Genomic DNA, 19404 nt, shown 5'->3' on the forward strand with positions numbered 1-19404 from the left:
ATAATGGAATACAGTGACAATTATTGGCCGTTGAATTATACACAGCTCCGCTTAGCTATCGCTAATACTGTTGCTGACGATAAATCTGTCTTTAATGTCGGTGAATTCGTCAGCTTCAATGATAATATTAGCCTGGCAAGATTGAAGCAGGCCATTATCACCATTCATCAATTCAATGATGGTTTTTCCTTACGTTACCGTATTGCCGAACACCATATTTTTCAGGAAAAGAGCTCTACGCCGGTCGAAGTTATACAGATAAAACTGTCAGATCCAGCAATAGAATCAGCGGCAAAAGCTGATTTTGCAAAGAGAACAACTCAACCGCTAGCGCCTGAAAAAGGGGTGACGATAAGACATTATCTTTACTTTAATGATGTTGGGTGCTGTTTTTGGGGAATCATCGCTCACCATATCGCCACAGATTATTGGGGCATAGGTCAGTTGATTCACGATGTTTTGTCTTATTATGAACAGCAAACATTCCACCCAACATCAACGCCTGTTTTTACCTATCAGGCTTATCTTAACGATGTTAAATATAAAGCAAACGCGCATTATGCCAACAACAAAGAGTATTGGAATAATTACCTCAACCAACTGCCAAAATTAGAGGATTATGCCCGTAAACGTCTATTTCCCTCAAAAACAATTAAAGTAAGTCGGCCGCTCACCGCAAACAACAATAGTTTTACTTTCAATGATAAGTTAATGATGATATTGGCTTTATGTCTGCAAATGAGCAAACGAGGTCGCGTATCAACAAGTATCATCAATTTACCTTTCTCTAACCGACGCGATAAAGGAGAATACCGCTACTATCGCCCGGCAATGAACACCTTACCTCTGATGGTTTCTTTGTCTCCACAGGCAACCATAAAACAGATCCTCGTAGCAATGCAGTCGCAAATTAGTCTGCATAGCAAGCATAGCCGTATTGATATAAACGATTTAAACGATGAGGCAATCAGTCGAACAGATCAATTCACTGCCGCCCCCTATGTTAATTTGCTGCATGAGCTTGAACATGATCTTATGAAAGATAATCGCGCTATTCGCGGTTGTATGACTTCCGGCGCGGTCAATAATTATGGTATTAACATCCGGTTTTCTCCTGGTGAGAAATCAGCATTAGTTGAACTAGATGTGGGGAGCCGCCTGTATAGTCATTTTGCCGCTCATGCTCTGATTGACAATTATTTACGTATTTATAGCACTATTGCAGAAAATATTAATGAAACGGTCGAGACATATTGGGGAAAATATAAAGACATTGAACCAATGGATAATATTACGTCTGTTCTGTGGAATCCAGAAAATATTGTCGCTCATCACCCGATCAAAGAGAATATTATTTCCAGAATAGCGCAATTCGTTAAAATATCGCCGGATAAAAAATCAGTCATTTATGGAAATCACGCAGAAACAAACAGTGTACATTGCCTTAATTACCATGAAATTTACCACAAAGTATTAACTTTTAGTCAACTGCTACTATCCTGCCCACTACAAAACCGAAGGGTAGCTGTATTACTACCCAGAGGGGTAGAATCCCTATTATCTATATTATCAATCCATACTGCGGGATTATGCTTTGTCCCAATCAATATGACATTTGGGCAAGAAGAAATTAATAGCATATTAAATAGCCTGAATATTTCTTTATTAATTACTGCCCGTCATTACCATGAAAAAGTAAACGGTGTTAATAATACACATCTTCTCTTTATTGAAGATATAGAAACTTGCCCCTCCGAGATATTCCTGGGGAATGATATAAAACGTCCCGCAACTCAAGAGGACGAAGCCTATATCTTTTTTACATCAGGCACTACTGGTATATCAAAAGCAGTACCGATAACATTTAAGGGGCTTTATGCTTACTTAGCTGCAATGATAGAACAGTATGGTATTAAACAAGATGATATTATTCTCAATTTCAGCACACCGGTTTTTGACGCTTATATTGAAGAGGTGTTTGGCTGTTTTTATCAAGGTGCCACATTGGCGATTGCCAATGATCATATGATCGTTGAGCTTGATACACTGTTTTCATTTTGTCATGCACAATCAGTCACTATCGTTAACTTTCCTACCAATTATTGGCATCAAATTGTCTTTTTCCTACATACAGCCATTAGAGAACTCGCACCTTCGATTAGAATGACAATTATCGGTGGCGATCTGGCAATGGATAAAGCAATTCATCATTGGTTGGAAAAAGTAGGATGTGGCATTTCTCTGATTAATTCTTACGGCCCAACAGAATGTTGCGTTGTAGCTAGCTGTCACAAAATAGATGATAAATTTCAACCCGGTAATATCATTGGTAAAGCGCTAGCAAATACCACTATCGTTATTCGGGAATATGGAACTAACAAGATCATTAATGGCAGTAGTGGAGAAATATGTATCCGTGGCGATTCTATCTGTACCGGATATATTAACGATAATCAGTCAGCTTCACGTAAATTCTTACAGTTAAACGATGGAGAAATCTATTATCTAACGGGAGACCGTGGATTTTACGATGACCAAGGGAATTTAAATTTCATTGGCCGTCTGGATAAAGAGCGTAAAATTGACGGGAAACGTGTCGATCTGGATGAAATGCAAAAATTACTTACAGCGGCGATTAATATTGATGACATTCATTTAACGATAAAAGAAAATGAAACTGGATACCAATATATTAATATATTTATACCTGATGGTTCCTATTCAATCACACGTCACGAAATCGTCTCATTCTTACGTGGATGTTATCCAAAATTGCAGGTACCTTTTATTGTCGAATTAGCAGCATCTAATAACGATGCTGTTCCAGTGTCGAAGTTGAATAAAGAAGATAATATTTCGCAAATTAAAGGGGAAAAACGAGAAATATTTTTTACTCTATGGCGAGAAGTTTTTGGCGATAGCGATAGTGTTATTGATGAAGAAACTAATTTCTTTGACGCAGGCGGTACTTCGCTTAAAGCATTATTGTTAATTAATAAGATCCAGCAACGCTTTAATTGCTCTCTCCATCTGGAAGATTTTTATCACGCCCCTAGATTAGGTTATCTATTACAATCTATTATTCAACAAGGGCAAATACCCGTTTTAACCGATAAAAATAGCACTAGCCTGACAGAGCAACACGACCAATATTATTGGATTATCGATACTATTTCTAATCGATCCGGCGCTCATAATATTCCGCTATATTATCATCTGGCCGGTGAGATTGATTTAAAGAAATTACATTACGCTTTGCTGTATATTATGCAATATTTCCCGGCTCTCTGCCAAAGAGTCACCATAATAGATGGGCAACTCTCTTTAACCTTCTCGCCTACTACCGAAGAAAGTCTGCCTTTCGAGTATATCGATTTAACTCATGCTACCGGCATCAATATTGAGATTTCATTACGCAAAATCTTAAATGATATGGCATTTAAGCCGATGGCATTGCAAGATAATCCACCGGTATATTTTAAATTATTAAAAATAGCAGAACATGAGCACTACCTTTTATTAAATTTCCACCATGCATTTTGTGATGGGATGTCGATTGCTCATGTGTTGCAAAAATTATCTTCCGCTTACGCAGGTAATGTACCAAAGATTAAAGCCGCTACGGAAGCAGGTATTAATGTCATCAATCAGCGCATGTCAGACGAAACATTAAATTTTTGGACAGAAAAATTGTTTAACGTACTTTCAGTTGCCGGGCAACGTAATGATACATCAGAAGCTCATCAGAGGAGCCGGGGCCGACGTTATTCAATACCGTTATCTCCTCAATTAATTACCACACTATCTAGTACACAGAAAAAACATGCGGTGACTCTGGAACATATTGTAATTGGCGCATTTCTGATGACCATTAATTCATTACTCAATAAAGATGAGATTATCATCGGTATTCCTTGTGCCAACCGCGCTCCTCCCATACCGTTTGATCGTGTTGGTAGCTTCGCAACAACACTACTGCTGCCCTATGTTACTGCGGAAACTTCGCTGATTAATGTATCCAAGTATGTCCGCGATTTTCTGGCAGACGCGAATACTCATTCCAATATCTCACTGGCGTATTTAAAACAGCATCTTTATCACCACCACGGTATGCAATTGCCGGAAGTTACCTACTATTTTTCTTCTCAAATAGGATTTGAGACTGGTTTATATCTTGGTGAGACTCGTTGCACCAAGGAAAAAATCAAGGGACTCAAGCCTAAAGGAGATATTGCGCTCGAACTAATTAATTTACCAACCGGGACAGGACTGGAATGGCTCTACGATGATGATATTTTCTCAGAAGATATCATCAGTGGCATGGGGCTATTTTTGATTGATTTATTGGATTGCATAGGCACTCAGCATGAGCTGATACCTGGCGATACGGAACGATAACAAGTATTAAAATGGATGCTGATTGTGCTGGTTAAAAAAAAGAAATGGGTTGTTATCACCATCGTCATGATTGTTTTTCTTGTCGTGCTTTATAACAACTTTAGCCCCAAAAAAACATCTGCGGTTATGACGGAACAAATTGTCATTGGAACGTTAGGTGACGTTATTTCGACGGTAAGTGCTGCCGGTGTTATACAGCCAACCAGACAGGTCAATGTTGGTAGTCAAATCTCAGGCCAGTTAACCAAGTTGTATGTTGAGGTCGGAGATATCGTTGAAGCAGGTAAACTGGTCGCCAGCATTGATGATACTTTTTATCGCACTAAAGTTGAGGCCAGCCGCGCACGGCTAGAAAAATTGCGAGCCATGTTGCAAGAAGAACAATACGCCTATCAACTGCTGGTCATCACGGAAAAACGCCAAAGAGAGCTTAATCTGCGCTCCGCAACCAGCCAGCAACTGCTGGATGAAGCTGCTTTTGGCGTCAAAAAAAGCCAGGCAAGAATTGAAAGCCTCAAGGCAGACATCAGGCAAAATGAACATATTTTACATAGCGAAGAGGTCAGCCTCAGTTATACCCAAATCTATTCACCCATTGCCGGCGTAGTGACTGCAATCCATGTTGACCCAGGGCAAACACTGAATGTCAATCAACAGACACCGGTGCTCATGCAAATTGCCGATCTCAAAAATATGACTGTTTATGCAAAGGTTTCCGAAGCAGATATTAACCAAATCACGACGGGGCAAAAAGCCTCCTTCAAAATCTATGGGGCAAATCAGCATATATGGCACGGCAATGTTAAGAAGATTATGTATAAACCCGATCTTATTAATAATGCCGTTTATTATACGGTGCTCTTTGATGTCCCGAATGATAATTTCCTGCTCAAACCTAGTATGAGTGCGGATGTCACTATTGTGACCCACGAAAGCACCGGAGTAGTGACCATACCTAGCGACATACTGAATAATAAACGGCATCAACCTTTGAACGATGATCTAACCACCTATTTTTTACGTGAGATGAAAGATGGAGATATCGTAGTAAGAAAATTGCTGATCGGTCATAACGACGGAAGACGCTCAGTCGTTGTCAGTGGATTGCAGAATAACGAGCAGATCGTTGTACTTGCCAAACAAGATAATCTTGGGGGGTAGTAACAATGATAACGCTAAATAATATCTGCAAAACCTACGGCAATGAGAGTAAACAGCATCTCATCCTGAAAGATATTTGTTTAACCATAGACCAGAATGATTATGTCGCTATTCTTGGTCGCTCTGGCTCGGGGAAAAGTACCTTATTGAATATAATAGGGCTTTTAGATATCGCTAGTGCGGGTGAATATACTATTAACGATCTCATAGTGACCCAGCAAAAGATTCACTCATTGGCGCTTTTACGGCGAAAATATTTTGGCTTTGTTTTTCAGAATTATAATCTTCTGGAAAACTACCGTATTGATGAAAATATCTTGATGCCCATGTATTACTTAAAAAGAAATTTCGATTATGACAGAGAACATTTCCATTACTTAATCGACCGCCTCCAGCTTAACAATTTATTAGATAAATACCCGCGCCATCTGTCAGGAGGAGAACAGCAACGCGTTGCTGTCGCTCGCGCCTTGATCAACAATCCAAAGTTTATTATTGCCGATGAGCCTACCGGCGCGTTAGATACTGTTAATGCGACCAATCTCATGCAGCTTTTTACTGAATTACATCATAATGGATGCGGTATTATCCTGGTAACACATGATCAAGCTGTCGCCAAATATGCCAAACGCAAACTATATCTGGATAATGGTTGTCTGGTGACTCAATGAGTATGAGTAAAATAACCTTAAAATACAATGTCTATTCGACAGTTATCCTGTTTAACCTCAAGATGGCAGTACGCTCTCTTACCGCTCATAAAACACGAGTCTTCTTGACTCTATTATGCATTGCCATCGGGGTAGCTTCGATTGTGATCATGCAAGCAATTGGTACAGAAACCAAGCATCATATTGTTAACATGGTCTCATCAATGGGAAGTAATATCATTTCAGTAAAATACAAAGGACAGGAAAATGGCGCTTTTGATTCCCATGATAATTATCTAACACAAGAGGATATAACGTCACTTTCAAGTCATCCACATATCAGCCACAGCACTCTCTTTTATACCGCGCCAGGAGCAATCGTTTCTCCACAAGGCTCTGCTGATGTTCAATTGATTGGTGCCAATGCAGATATCGCGATTATCCGTAATCTGGTGATTGATCGTGGACGTTTTTATACACCACAAGAAGATGCGGCGCTGGCAAATGTTGTTGTTTTGGGAGCATCTCTGGCCGAACGACTTTTTCCACAAAAAGAAACCGTATTTGAGCAGCACATTAAAATTAACGACATCTCGATGCAAGTTATCGGTATCCTGACACAGAAAGGCGAAGGCATGGATGCCGGTGTCGATGATGCCGCATTTTTGCCAAGCAACAGCTATCTGGTACGGCTGTTCGGTCATACACCGCCTAGCGGCATGGTGTTGAAAGCCAAAGATGCCTCTCATATTGAGCCGGTTAAATATGCTGTTGAACAACGATTGTCACGGTTTAAACATCAACAAAACTATGAGATACGTAACACCACGGAATTGTTGAAAACGTTGCATGAAACCCAATCAAAAATTAACCTTTTCCTATTGTCAATATCATCAGTGACCCTCTTTGTTGCGGGTGTCAGTGTCATGAATACCATTCTCATCAGTGTCAGAGAACGTAGAAGAGAGATTGGTATACGGCTTGCCGTAGGAGCAAGTTATTCCGATATTTTTTACCAGTTTCTTACCGAAGCATTTTTGATTTCACTATTGGGAGCACTATTAGGACTGTTATTCTCATTTATCGGTTTCAGAATCTTATTACTATTTGATATCGCGGTCGGCTTCTCTTTCTACTCCTTTTTACTCGCTTCCCTTGCAGCCTGCTTCATCACCGTAGTGTTTGGTGTATACCCATCACATCGCGCAGCCGCATCAGCACCAATCGAAGGTATCAGAGAATTGTAGCTTGTTTTGTTTCATAAAACTTTTTGGAGACACAATGAAAAATCAGCTTATCTATGAAATTTTGCATCGAGAAATCAGAGCGCTTCACCCGGAAGCAGAGACAATACCGGAGGATGAAAACCTTTTTGATATCGGTTTCGATTCGGTAAAAATGCTGATGCTGGTTGATCGGCTAAATGATGCGGGGTATCCAACCAACTTTGCAGATTTAGCCCGCTGGCCGACAATCAACGATTGGATCAAACTGCTCGCAAAAGATGAATAGCGCTGTCTACTTCATGACGAATGGTGGATGATCCATGCGGCCAAATCTGCAATTACCTGCACCGGGATCTGACCTGGTTGCAGATAATCCTCTCCACCATCGCACCCCATTGTGGGCAATAAAATATGATTCAATCCAGTGTAGAGTTTGAACTCTGCCTGCCTATTATTTTGCAGTGCAGTTTTCCACATCGTGAAATCAACATTATGCAAAATCTGGAAATCCTGATCTCCCTGGGCAAAAAATAACGGCATTGCAGGCAAGCTGTTTAAACAGCCAAATGCATGATAATTCTCAATCTGTTTGAGATAACTATCCGGCACTGACAAAAAGCTCTCAAGAGATACGGTATCTTGCTCTTTCCCATTGGGTAATTGGGATAAAATCACCCGGAGTAAATTACGGAAAGGGGCCGCCAACATCGCAATACCCGTAACATTTAAACCCGATTTTTGCTGTAAGTTCTTTACAATTAATGGGCTGACATATCCGCCGAAACTGTGCCCAACCAGAAATACTGGCATATCGTGAAATTCAATATGTCCCATTAAACCGGTCAAAATATTACAAGCATCGTCAACAATTTCCGTATTGAGATCGACAACCTCAGGGTCCATATTTCTCTGCTGGATACGGTAATAACGTTTGTCAAAACGTACACTCGCAATTCCATATTGACTTAATTCATGTGCCAACATACGAAACAGTGGATTAGGCCCAACATCATAATCCATCGAATGCGGACCAGAACCCGCAAGCAATAGTACAAGTGCTTTGGCATTATGTGGTGATGGCAAACATACCAAACCATCCGGGACATCTCTAAGACCAAACGTCTTTAACGTTTTTTCGATAAAAATACCCTGTTTTGCATACGCATCAGGTATTGGGCATCGAGATAACGTGAGAGAATTAATTTGCCGATCTTTAATCCCAATATAAAGATTGAACTTTCCATTGAGAGTATTTAGCCGCAGATGACAAGCACCCTGCTGCTGATAAATAATATCGATATCTGAGTTACACAAACTGTCTGCTAATACAGTTAAAGCTAAATCATCAGCCGCCATACGCAATGATTCATTCATTAATTCCCTGGCTGCTTCCCATTGCTCATTAAGCAATGTGGTTATTAATATCTGTATTTCACCTTCCAATGTGGCAATTAAGTTTTTAATAAGCATGTAATTATTCAACTTCCTACGGCCACAACCGTGATGTATGCACTAAAGCTAAAATCCAGATAGTTTCACTACTAATCTCATAAACCAGTCGATAGTGTTCGTGTGGAAAAAACTCCAAAGTACCAGAGATCTCTCCGGCATGACCGATATAAGGGAAATCTGCTAATCGATCAGCCGCTGACTCAAACAGTTCGTCCATTTTGAGTGCAGCGTCCGGATTTCTTACAATAAGGTACTCCCATATTGCCTCGCTATCGCAAAGCGCCTGAGATGTCCAAATTACGTTCACTTACGAGCCTTAACCTGTTCTCTTCGAGCCGCAAAAATCGCTTTTGCGTCGCTATGTTCAACACCATTACCCTCTTTTACAGATTGGCGTGCGATATCAACCTTTTCCTGAAGGAAAGCACGATATTTATGACGCTGGACATATTCATGCATCAGTTCACGGACAACTTGAGAAGCTGGGCGGTGTTCTGCTGCCGTAGCAGCCATAAAGTGATCACGCAGATCTGACTCAAGTTTCATAGTAAAAACAGCTTGTTTACCCATAGTCCCTCCTCGTTTGATATAAAAAAATATATACCATTTCATTATTGACATCCACTCCTATCGACTTAGCCAGGAGTGGATATCCAATGGGTTATGCTAATTCTCTCCGCTGTTGAACGGTAACAATATGATCCGCTTTAGCGAGAAGATCGGCATTATGCGAGACAACAATCCACAAACCAGGCCAATGCTCAGGTAAAACAGTCCATAAACGACGGGCCGTATCCGTATCTAATGACGAATCGCAGTTATCAACAATATAAACGTCAGCGGGACGACATAACATCCGGGCCAATGCCAAACGTTGACGCTGGCCGCCAGATAATTGACCGGCACTGCCAGAGTTAATGACGGTATCAAGCCCTTCTGGCAATTCATATGAGCCGGGCGTCAAACCTACCGCCTCCAGCGCCCGCACCATGACATCATCATCGATATCCTTATCACCCAACGCGAGGTTTTGCCTTACAGTTCCACCAAAAAAACCCGCTTTCTGTCTGGCATATCCGATACGTGGATTCCGCCACCAGTTTTCATTGCCCAGAACCTCTCGGTTATTCCACAGTACACTGCCGGAACTGGATTTTTCCAGACCTATCAGATAACGCAAAAAGGTGGTTTTACCCGAACCAATATCACCAACAATACCAATAACCTGATTAGCCGTTGCCTCAAACGAAACAGGGGGCTGAGTTTTTGAGTAAGCTAGATGATTAACACTTAGCTTATGCAGAATTTCATCTTGCCCATATTCTTTGGTTTCTTTTTTATCGACTTTATTTGCCAGAAACTGCCTGATTCGACCATAACACACATCAGCATTTTTGTAATAGGCAACTGACCGACCAAAGAAAAGTATTTGTTCACTGATCCAGCCGATATAGGTCAAAAATAATGCCAGATTCCCTACAGTAAAACTACCATCGACGATCCGTTTACTTACTATCAGTAAAACGGCCGACGTCCCAAGTATGACAATATTTTTGAACAGCCCAGAAAGAAGGTCAGTAAATACCTGATGTTTGGCTTGAATAGCCCGTCGATTGACAAATTTCTGCGATAACCGCTCAATCTGTCCCTCCATTTTGTTGCCAAGGCGCAGATCGCGTATACCCGTTAAGACATCAGTAATCTTGCCGGCAATGTCCCCTTGCGATTGACGTTTACTCTTCTGTAAATTCCCTACCTTGCGTTTAAGTATCGCCCCGACCCAAAGGCCCACAATCATAGGCATAAGAGCAAGTGTGGTTATTATGTCAGTGTTGATAAGCACAACTAATGCGATAATTAAAAGTAATGCGCGGTAAATAAAATCAGAGGTCCAACTCAGAAATTCCGCAATCTCATCACTATCATCACGAATACGGTTCAGTATATCGCCTTGAGAAAAAGCCTGTCTCTGATTGTGGGAACAGTGGCTCACTCCCCACAAAACCCGCTCTTTCAGATAAGCACTGACCTTGAAGATCAACGTAAAATCAAAGGTTAATCCCAAGAATAGAAATAACGATCGCAAGACCATAGTCGCAATCGCCGAGGCAAGCAACCACCAGACGACAGGGTTAGTTGGCTCATTCATCGCTCTATCGAGTAATTTGCTGATTTGGTAACCAATCAACAGAGGAAAACCATGCATCAGTGTCCACACAAACATGGTAATGAAGTAGAGAGGAGCAAACTTTTTTATCAGCTCAGTCAAAGCCGGTAACATTTTAAGTTTAGTTGATACGTTGGATATAGTCATACCATGAGCCCATGATTACTCGTTAACATTGCGATTTCTGTTTCAGGGATTCGCTGTTGAATCCGCCCATCATCGATAATGATAATTTCATCAACGACCGAAAGTGTGTGAAGGCGATGTGCAACCATCACTACGGTGCAATTGTGGCTTAACTTTTCAAGTAATTTCAGCCAACTCTCTTCAGTTCGGGGATCAAGTTGAGAAGTTCCTTCATCAATAATCACTAACGAGCAATGCTGCAACATCACTCTGGCACCCGCTATCATTTGAATTTCTCCTGCTGATAGCATCTGACCATTAACTCCAACCTGTGTATCAAGACCGTCAGGTAATGCCCTAACCCATTCAAGCGCATCTAATTCCTGGAGAACCTCCCAAATTTGATCATCAGATATTTCATTACTGAAAAGCGTTAAATTTTCCCGCAATGTTGCGGAAAACAGATGAGTACGCTGACTCAAGACAGCAATCTTTTTTGCAAACTCTTCAGGCTTAATCGTTGAGACATCGACATTACCAATGGTCACTCTTCCTGAATCGGGTCGCGCAAATCCACACATCAAATTAAGAATGGTACTTTTTCCCGCCCCCGTTCTACCAATAATGCCAATTTTACTCCCCGGAGCGACGTAAAAATTAACGCCATGCAAAACCTGCGTTTCTTCTCCGTTATAACTGAAATCAACATTATCGAAATGGATAGAGAGAGGACCATCAGGCAATAAATTATCCGATGATTTATCTGGGGTACCTTCATTTAACATTTTTGCTGAAAGTGACAAAGCAGCAAATAATTTCTGTATCAGCTCAATTTCTGATGACATATCCTCCACCGGTTCCCGAAGTTTATCAACGTAGAGATAAACCATCGTTAATGTACCGATGCTTAAGCTGCCCACACCAAGTAACTGGAGCCCAAAACCAAAACCTATACCGAAACAGAGTGCAAAGAAGATTTGGGTAATTGGCCAAAAAACCCTGCCGCCAATATAAGCGCTACGTTCAAATTTGAGCAATATTGACAGCATCTTACGAAATGCAATGGCAGGCCAATGCGCCTGCGACAATGGCTGTAAATCATCCATTGCATGTAATGAATCACCAACAAAACCAAAGATGCGGGCTTTTTCATTTCGCGCAATTAGCCAACGACGGACAGAAAGTCTGGTTAACCGAATCAATACATACGCCACTAGTATGACGACGATTGCTATGGCAATACCTGCCTGAGGCATAACGCTGAATATAATTATCAATGTTCCTAATGTCAGCGCTAAATTAGCAATGGCTTTGAAGCCTGCTTTAGAAATCGTTTTTCCTATAATATCAGCATTACCTTCGATATTTTCCAGCAACTCCCCCTGCGATCGTCGTTCTATTTCCAATACAGGTAAAACTGTCATCACATGGCGGAATAGCTTATATCTAATGGTATCAGCAATACCCCAACCGGCCTTGGTGCTCATATAACTGGTTACCAGACTACCGATAACACCAATCGACGCAATAAAAACATAAATGATTGCCAACATGATAAGTTGATCAACAGTCGTCCCTGATGTCGCCTTATCAACGTAATTCCTAATAATATAAGGACCGCTTAGATCGCACGATAATGTAACGGCTAAGGCCAAAAACGCACATAAAACTGTCCCCTTAAATGGTATGGCGCTCTGTAGCAATATCCGCCATACAGTTAAATTCTTTGACATCACGCTTTTCATCTTTAGGTTATGGCACCTCATCAAAATTAGCGATGTTATTTGCAACAGCAGTGTATGCAGCCAACATCAAGGTTATTAATAACAGATCGATCACAACAGCAAGATCTGGTTCACATTTAGCAAAATGTAATTATCGCAAAATACCCGCATTTATCACGATCTGATTGAAATGTTTATAAACGCTATCACAAGAAAATAGCCGAAAAATAAAATTGATACCTTATTCTACAATATCAATACCTTCGTAAGGTTATTTAATATACTAAATGAGAAATATATCACCAATATGAATAATAAGTAACTTATTCCAAACGACGAATCACAAATGGAATAAAAATACCAATAATTACAATGGATTATAGTAATTTTAAAATATATAGCGATTATATCAATGAATTCCTATTCAATATTAACATGCCTTAAGTTGTTCTAAATTTAAGCAAACTATCTCTTGCAAAGGGCTAGTCTATTCTATAATTGGATTAATTCATATTAACTACTTAGTAGTCGGATGAGATTTGGCCATAAGAGGCCAATAAAAAGGGCCTTTCGGCCCAAGGTAATCGTTTGCGTAATTAGTCCAAAATGACACCGATACGGCGCGCTACTTCTTCATACGCTTCAATCAGGCCACCCAGGCTTTGACGGAAGCGATCTTTATCCATTTTGTTCAAAGTCTTTTGGTCCCACAAACGGCTACCATCAGGAGAGAATTCATCCCCCAGAACTATCTGCCCTTTGAACAAACCAAATTCCAGTTTGAAATCAACCAAAATCAAACCAGCGTCATCAAACAATTTGCTCAATACTTCATTGGCCTTGTAGCTCAATTCTTTCATTTCAGCCAGATGTTCTTTGCTAACCCAACCAAAAGTTTCACAATAAGATTCATTCACCATTGGATCGTGCTTAGCATCATTTTTCAGAAACAGATCAAACAGAGGTGGATTCAATGCCAAACCTTCCTCAACACCAAGGCGTCTCACTAATGAACCCGCGGCCCGATTGCGAATAACACATTCAACCGGCACCATATCCAGCTTTTTAACTAATACCTCAGTGTCCGATAACAGTCGTTCCATTTGCGTCGGAATCCCTGCTTCTGCCAATTTGCTCATAATGAAATGGTTAAATTTATTGTTCACCATCCCTTTACGATCAAACTGTTCAATACGTTCGCCATCCAATGCTGATGTATCATTACGGAACTCCAGCACTAGCAAATCAGGATCATCCGTGGTGTACACCGTTTTTGCCTTTCCACGATACAGCTCAGCTTTTTTTTGCATCTTATATACTCCAGAGATATTACTACTGTATAAATACCATAGATAAATAATAAAACAGATTGTCGATAAAATCCTGTCCAACGGGCTGATTTTTTCTATAGTTATCTGGTTAGTCTAAAAAACAGCCAAATTTCATGCTAAAAAATTTCCTCCCTTCCCTATCAGTTTCAAAGCAAACTGATAACTTTCGAAAAACTGACCCCGAAAGTCATTCGGTAAGTAAAGCTGACAAAAAAATTAATCGATTCTGGATTTCTGGACGGCTAAAAACTCAAAATATCGTGAGTACCTTAGCAATATGGCCACCAGCGCTAGTAAACAATATTAATTTGAATTTCCTGAGTTTCAGGCAGAAATTATATGAAGGGAATATTCTTAACACAACGCTAGGTCAATAATTTGGCCTGCATACATATGCAGGCCTTTTTTCAATGGATCCCATGCAAAGCATTTTCTGTCTTAACAGAAAGCGGGGTGAATTGACCCGATCTCAGTTCTGTCAACGCATAGAGGAGGCGTCCCATCCTACCATTACCATCAGTGAAACCGTGAAAACCAACGACAGCAGCAAATAGCTGTTTTCCAATCTGGGGATCTTCTTTATCCAATGTCTCCAAATGATGTACCAGCATTGCTGCTCCACCTATACTGGAAGGGAGGCTCCCACCGCTGATTGCTGGACCGCGATAGTCACGCTCTATGTTTGGAACCAGTCTATGATGAAGTTCCTTAAGGGCTTGGCTATCAGTGAGATCTTTTCCATTATGGGTATACTCCTTGAGTAGCGCTGTGAAGTTACTCCACTCATTCCCTCCCGAAGTAGATGCCTTAAGGATCCAGGCAGCAGCACGGTCAACATTATCAGTTAGCTTACCTGGGTTATAAAACTCTTCAGGAAGAGTTTCTGCATAAATACCTTGGCTAAGATCTTGGCCTCTTATTGCTTCTTGATGATGTTGGGCTGCCAGCAAATTCTTCTCTTCCATCATCAAAACTGGCTCAAGGCTGGCAACAGCATTAGCAGCCGAAGGTTGCTTACGCAATTGTTCAAAACTGACAAAAGACTGCTGGGGAGCAACCAATTTGTTGGTCAATTGAGCTGTTGCCTGATGCCCCATCAAATCCTGTAATTTTTTACCGGTTTCTGTATTTTGTAGCGATTCTGACATAGTACGCTGTAGCAAAAGCGTATGTTCAGCCAACATAGCTTCCGTCATTTTATGTGTATCCACCGTCCTTAATTTTTCTAGTACTTGTTCTGGTGTCTGCAAACTACCATCCTTAAACAACATACGAGCATGGCTGACCGAATCTGTACTCTGCAAACGCTGTTGTTGTGCCCCCTCTGTAGAAAAGAGGGTTTTAGTCACCTCTTTGGCTACAGAGGCACTACTGCCATGTAAGAAAAATTTACTTACCCCTTCAAGGAAACGGGCAAAGTGATTTCCTTTTGGGTGCGTACGCAGAACCTGTTGCAGATCTGCATTAATATGGTATTCACGGCCAGCAATTTGCAGTTTACCTTCGCTACGAACCTGCTCTTGTATTTGTGGCGAAGCATGTTGTAATACAGCAAGATTCTTAAATTCGATCATAAATCATTCTCCTGTCATAAGATGACTGCAAGGTACTTTTCTGTGATAGTGACGATGGAAATTGATTTGCCCAAGTAATAAATTCAGACAATTCATGCTCCAACTTATTGGCCGTTAGATGTAGTAAGGACAATATTTTATACGCAACAACCCCAAGCTCCTGATGCCAGCCAATACCAGGCAGTTGATTATTTAATGGATTAAGTGCTGTATTGAGCAAATAACGAAGAGTATCAGCATCTGCTGAATCTGGAAGTACCATATCTATCTGGCAAATAATGACTAAATGTTCTTCCTGGCGACGCAAAATAACAGGCATAGAGTTATCGATGAGTAAGAAGCAATTCCCCTCTTCATCAAAGGAGAGTCCATTCATGCCTAATTTAGTCGCCAGTTCGGTCATTAGTATATTAGTGAGATGATCATTCATAGTGGAGAAAGGAAACCAAATTATTTTGATGACAGGATTTTAAGCTGTTAGAAATATGATGACTGTCAGATCTAGTCTATCTTTTGTATATTAGCAACCAATATTAGGCAGTTATAGATAACAGCTTTACCATAGATAAATGCAAAATTGACTATCGAATCAATTCGATGGGCTAAGTAATATTTAGGCACCGATTTTTCAGTGATACCCTTTCGAGGCGAAATTGCGCTGGAGGTTTTCTTAATCGCGCACAAACTCGTTTTTATATAAATTTATAATTAAATCAAAGCGCTAACTAAACAGCCAGCGCTTTGTCGATAATCTGAGGGGCTTTTCACCCCTTTATTAAGCTTATAATCCTGTGGTCTGGCTGAAAGCGGCTTTCAACGCTGCAACTAATTCGTCATTTTGTGATTGGGTCAACGGTTTACCTTTATCACTAATAAACTGCAAGCTGCTTCGGTTATTCAAATCACCAACCTGTAATTTGTAATCACCTTCACTAATGGATGGTTCACTAACACCCATTGATTTCCAGCTAGATGAACTGAGACTTTTATAAGTCACAGTGATAGCCCCTGTTGAACGGCTGCGGCTACCCACTTTCATGCCTACTTTTTCCAGTGCTGCCGGTAACCGATCCCAAACAATATTATATGGCGCACGAACAATTATCTGAGGTAATCCAGAAGCATCACCGCCACTCTGTACATCCAATGGACCTTGATTACGCGCCACAGCATCATCGCTAATGCGTTCACGCTGCTGGTTCACACCTTCCATTAACTCATTGAGCATCAGTGAGTTATAACGCTGGATTTCAATAGGATCAGTGACCTGCTGATCACCTTGTCTCAGCCCTTCATTAGTAACGGATAATTCAATCTGATAGCTCTGGCGTGTAACACTAATGCGATGACGAGTCTGATATGAAACATTTTCATCTGCACGCAGCCAATCGATCCAATCAGTTGTCAATGTCTGGCTAGCATCATCGCGTTGGCTAATTGGGTAACCTTTTTTCAACAGAACATTGTTAATCTGTGACCACAAATGACTATTTTCAGGCGTGCTTTCAAGTAGCAGCTTACTGCTCTTTGCACTGTTTTCAGTACGGGAACCACTCAACAGGGCTAATGTTTGAGATGGTGGGCGAATATCAAGCGCTTTCCCAACCTGCCCTTTAGAGGCTATCGCTGGAATATCATATTCACCATTCTGCAATGGCAATACCATACCCGCAGGAACTTTCAACGCCTTCAGGGGAGGTGTTTCAAGATATGTGTCATCATCATTGACTTGGCGCTTATAGCTCTGGTCATTAGAACAGGCCGCCAGTAACACGACAAGTGACATACCAGCAACCTTTATCACCTTCGATTTTTGCAACAATATTGCCATTAAAATTCCCTAAATTTTACAGTAATCCGGCCGTTTTCAAGGCTTTTTCAACTGAGACTTTTCCTGCATCTGTCAATGGCGTCATCGGCAAACGCACGGTGTCATCAGCAATTAAACCCAATTTGTAACATCCCCATTTAACTGGAATCGGGTTAGGTTCAACAAATAGCTGACGATGTAAATCCATCAAGCGATTATTTACCTTGCGTGCCTCTGCAAACTGGCCGTTTAATGCCAATTCACAAAACTTAGCAACATCAGGCGCTGCAATATTTGCAGTAACAGAAATAACCCCTTTACCACCAAGCTGGATAAAATCCAACCCACTTGCATCATCACCACTCAATAAGATGAAACTATCATCATTAACCAATTCTTGGATTTGACTGACACGATTTAAGTTCCCTGTAGCTTCTTTAATTGCGACAATATTTTTAATCTTCGCCAAACGCGCTACAGTTGACGGCAACAGATCACACCCGGTACGAGAAGGCACATTATACAGAATTTGTGGTAAATCCGTATTTTCAGCAATCGTTTTAAAATGCTGATATAAACCTTCTTGCGACGGCTTATTATAATAAGGCGTTACCGTTAGGCAACCAACAACGCCACTGTTTTCAAAACGTTTCGTTAGGGATATTGCCTCAGCAGTCGCATTTGCACCTGTTCCGGCAATAACCGGAATACGCCCATCAGCCAATTCTACCGTTGTCAAAACAACATCACCATGCTCATCATGACTCAATGTGGCAGATTCTCCGGTTGTCCCTACCGAGACTATCGCTGATGTCCCACTCGCAACATGGTAATCGATTAACTTTTTCAAACTGGCCTTATCAACCTGACCATTCGCATCCATTGGTGTTACCAGCGCAACAATGCTACCTGTAAATTCAAATCTCCCGCTAGACATTATATGACCCCCTATACAAACAAGAGCTTCATGGTACTTTTTAGTCATCCAGAAGGAAACTATTTAACACGGGATTTCAATGAATTTTGTTAATACCAGATAACCTCTATTAAAAAGAAGTGATAATCAAAGTAATTTATCGAAATTCAGTGGCAGGGCATAGGAACACAATATGGGAACACAATAGAGATGGGAACACAATAGAGCAACTTTGATGCAATTGGCCTTGGCAGTATAGCCTTTTTATGTTTACCTTAACGAAACCATAGCAGAGAAGGAAAAGTGACTTTGCCACAATCAGAACAGCATTTTCTCGTTATAACCGCTTTAGGCGCTGACCGTCCTGGTATCGTCAACACCATTACTCGTCTTGTGAGTGAGTGTGGTTGTAACATTGAAGACAGCCGCTTAGCCATGTTCGGTGAGGAATTCACCTTCATTATGCTGCTTTCCGGTAGCTGGAACGCAATCACAATGATTGAATCCTCACTGCCACAGAAGGGAGCCGAGCTAGATCTTCTTATCGTCATGAAACGCACAAAGTGCGATACCCATACAACATTTCCCTCCACGGTTTCCGTTAAGGTTGATGTTGATGATTCATCCGGTATTGTCGAGCAGTTTACTAATCTGTTTACCACACAGGATTTTAATATTGCTGAACTGGTATCAAAAACACAGCCACCAGAAGGCGATATCCCGGCCAGGTTGCAGATCCAGATTACCGCCCATAGCCTATTAGATGATGACGGCATAATTATTAAGCAGGCGTTTAATAAGTTATGTACAGATCTAAATGCACAAGGCAGTATTAGTATTCTTGAACCACTTTAGTTGAAAGATTAAAC

At 40.9% G+C, this 19404-nt stretch carries 16 protein-coding genes; 6 read left to right on the plus strand and 10 right to left on the minus strand.

The features are described 5' to 3' along the window. The first annotated feature begins 3 nt into the window (after positions 1-3). The 5 genes from EAE91_RS09355 to EAE91_RS09375 all read left to right on the plus strand — a co-directional run bounded on the left by EAE91_RS09355 (position 4) and on the right by EAE91_RS09375 (position 7721). A complete protein-coding gene (locus tag EAE91_RS09355; RefSeq protein ID WP_214088254.1) occupies positions 4-4398 on the plus strand; it encodes a condensation domain-containing protein in 4395 nt (1464 codons plus the stop codon). A 126-nt stretch (positions 4399-4524) separates the two neighbouring features. Continuing rightward, positions 4525-5559 carry an efflux RND transporter periplasmic adaptor subunit gene (locus EAE91_RS09360; protein WP_244868756.1) on the plus strand — a complete coding sequence of 345 codons (1035 nt, stop codon included), beginning with the start codon at positions 4525-4527 and terminating at the stop codon, positions 5557-5559. 5 nt (positions 5560-5564) lie between these two features. Continuing rightward, positions 5565-6230, plus strand: a complete 666-nt coding sequence (locus EAE91_RS09365) for an ABC transporter ATP-binding protein (protein ID WP_214088256.1) — start codon at positions 5565-5567, stop codon at positions 6228-6230. 2 nt (positions 6231-6232) lie between these two features. Continuing rightward, the gene (locus EAE91_RS09370) at positions 6233-7456 is read left to right on the plus strand and encodes an ABC transporter permease (protein ID WP_214088257.1); all 1224 of its coding nucleotides are present in this window, start codon (positions 6233-6235) and stop codon (positions 7454-7456) included. Positions 7457-7490: 34 nt separating this feature from the next. Further along, positions 7491-7721, plus strand: coding sequence for a phosphopantetheine-binding protein (locus EAE91_RS09375; protein ID WP_214088258.1), 231 nt, complete (start codon positions 7491-7493; stop codon positions 7719-7721). An 11-nt stretch (positions 7722-7732) separates the two neighbouring features. Here EAE91_RS09375 and EAE91_RS09380 read toward each other — a convergent pair whose 3' ends face one another. The 10 genes from EAE91_RS09380 to dapA all read right to left on the minus strand — a co-directional run bounded on the left by EAE91_RS09380 (position 7733) and on the right by dapA (position 18556). After that, positions 7733-8905, minus strand: a complete 1173-nt coding sequence (locus tag EAE91_RS09380) for an alpha/beta hydrolase family protein (protein ID WP_214088259.1) — start codon at positions 8903-8905, stop codon at positions 7733-7735. Positions 8906-8921: 16 nt separating this feature from the next. Then, positions 8922-9194, minus strand: coding sequence for a type II toxin-antitoxin system RelE/ParE family toxin (locus tag EAE91_RS09385; RefSeq protein WP_214088260.1), 273 nt, complete (start codon positions 9192-9194; stop codon positions 8922-8924). Next, positions 9191-9457, minus strand: coding sequence for an antitoxin of toxin-antitoxin stability system (locus EAE91_RS09390; RefSeq protein ID WP_214088261.1), 267 nt, complete (start codon positions 9455-9457; stop codon positions 9191-9193). The genes EAE91_RS09385 and EAE91_RS09390 overlap by 4 nt, the downstream gene beginning before the upstream one ends. 91 nt (positions 9458-9548) lie before the next feature. Then, positions 9549-11201: an ATP-binding cassette domain-containing protein gene (locus EAE91_RS09395; RefSeq protein WP_214088262.1), complete on the minus strand. Its 1653-nt coding sequence runs from the start codon at positions 11199-11201 to the stop codon at positions 9549-9551. Beyond that, entirely contained in the window at positions 11198-12913 is a 1716-nt protein-coding gene (locus EAE91_RS09400) for an ABC transporter ATP-binding protein (RefSeq protein ID WP_244868757.1), read from the minus strand. Before EAE91_RS09400 ends, EAE91_RS09395 begins: the two co-directional genes overlap by 4 nt. A gap of 587 nt (positions 12914-13500) precedes the next feature. After that, positions 13501-14214, minus strand: coding sequence for a phosphoribosylaminoimidazolesuccinocarboxamide synthase (gene purC, locus EAE91_RS09405; RefSeq protein ID WP_214088264.1), 714 nt, complete (start codon positions 14212-14214; stop codon positions 13501-13503). A gap of 428 nt (positions 14215-14642) precedes the next feature. Continuing rightward, positions 14643-15809 (minus strand): VopS family T3SS effector adenosine monophosphate-protein transferase, encoded by a 1167-nt coding sequence (locus tag EAE91_RS09410; protein ID WP_214088265.1) that lies wholly within the window; start codon positions 15807-15809, stop codon positions 14643-14645. Next, positions 15796-16239, minus strand: coding sequence for a type III secretion system chaperone (locus tag EAE91_RS09415; RefSeq protein WP_214088266.1), 444 nt, complete (start codon positions 16237-16239; stop codon positions 15796-15798). The genes EAE91_RS09410 and EAE91_RS09415 overlap by 14 nt, the downstream gene beginning before the upstream one ends. A 351-nt stretch (positions 16240-16590) precedes the next feature. Then, on the minus strand, positions 16591-17640 hold the full coding sequence (gene bamC / locus EAE91_RS09420) for an outer membrane protein assembly factor BamC (protein WP_214088267.1): 1050 nt from the start codon (positions 17638-17640) through the stop codon (positions 16591-16593). 16 nt (positions 17641-17656) lie between these two features. Then, positions 17657-18556: a 4-hydroxy-tetrahydrodipicolinate synthase gene (dapA, locus tag EAE91_RS09425; RefSeq protein ID WP_214053406.1), complete on the minus strand. Its 900-nt coding sequence runs from the start codon at positions 18554-18556 to the stop codon at positions 17657-17659. 288 nt (positions 18557-18844) lie between these two features. Between dapA and EAE91_RS09430 the strand changes: the two genes are divergently transcribed. After that, positions 18845-19390 (plus strand): glycine cleavage system transcriptional repressor, encoded by a 546-nt coding sequence (locus EAE91_RS09430; protein ID WP_214088268.1) that lies wholly within the window; start codon positions 18845-18847, stop codon positions 19388-19390. Positions 19391-19404: the final 14 nt, after the last annotated feature.

It is taken from the genome of Photorhabdus noenieputensis, assembly GCF_018448935.1.
In the GTDB taxonomy this organism is placed as follows: Bacteria; Pseudomonadota; Gammaproteobacteria; order Enterobacterales; family Enterobacteriaceae; genus Photorhabdus; species Photorhabdus noenieputensis.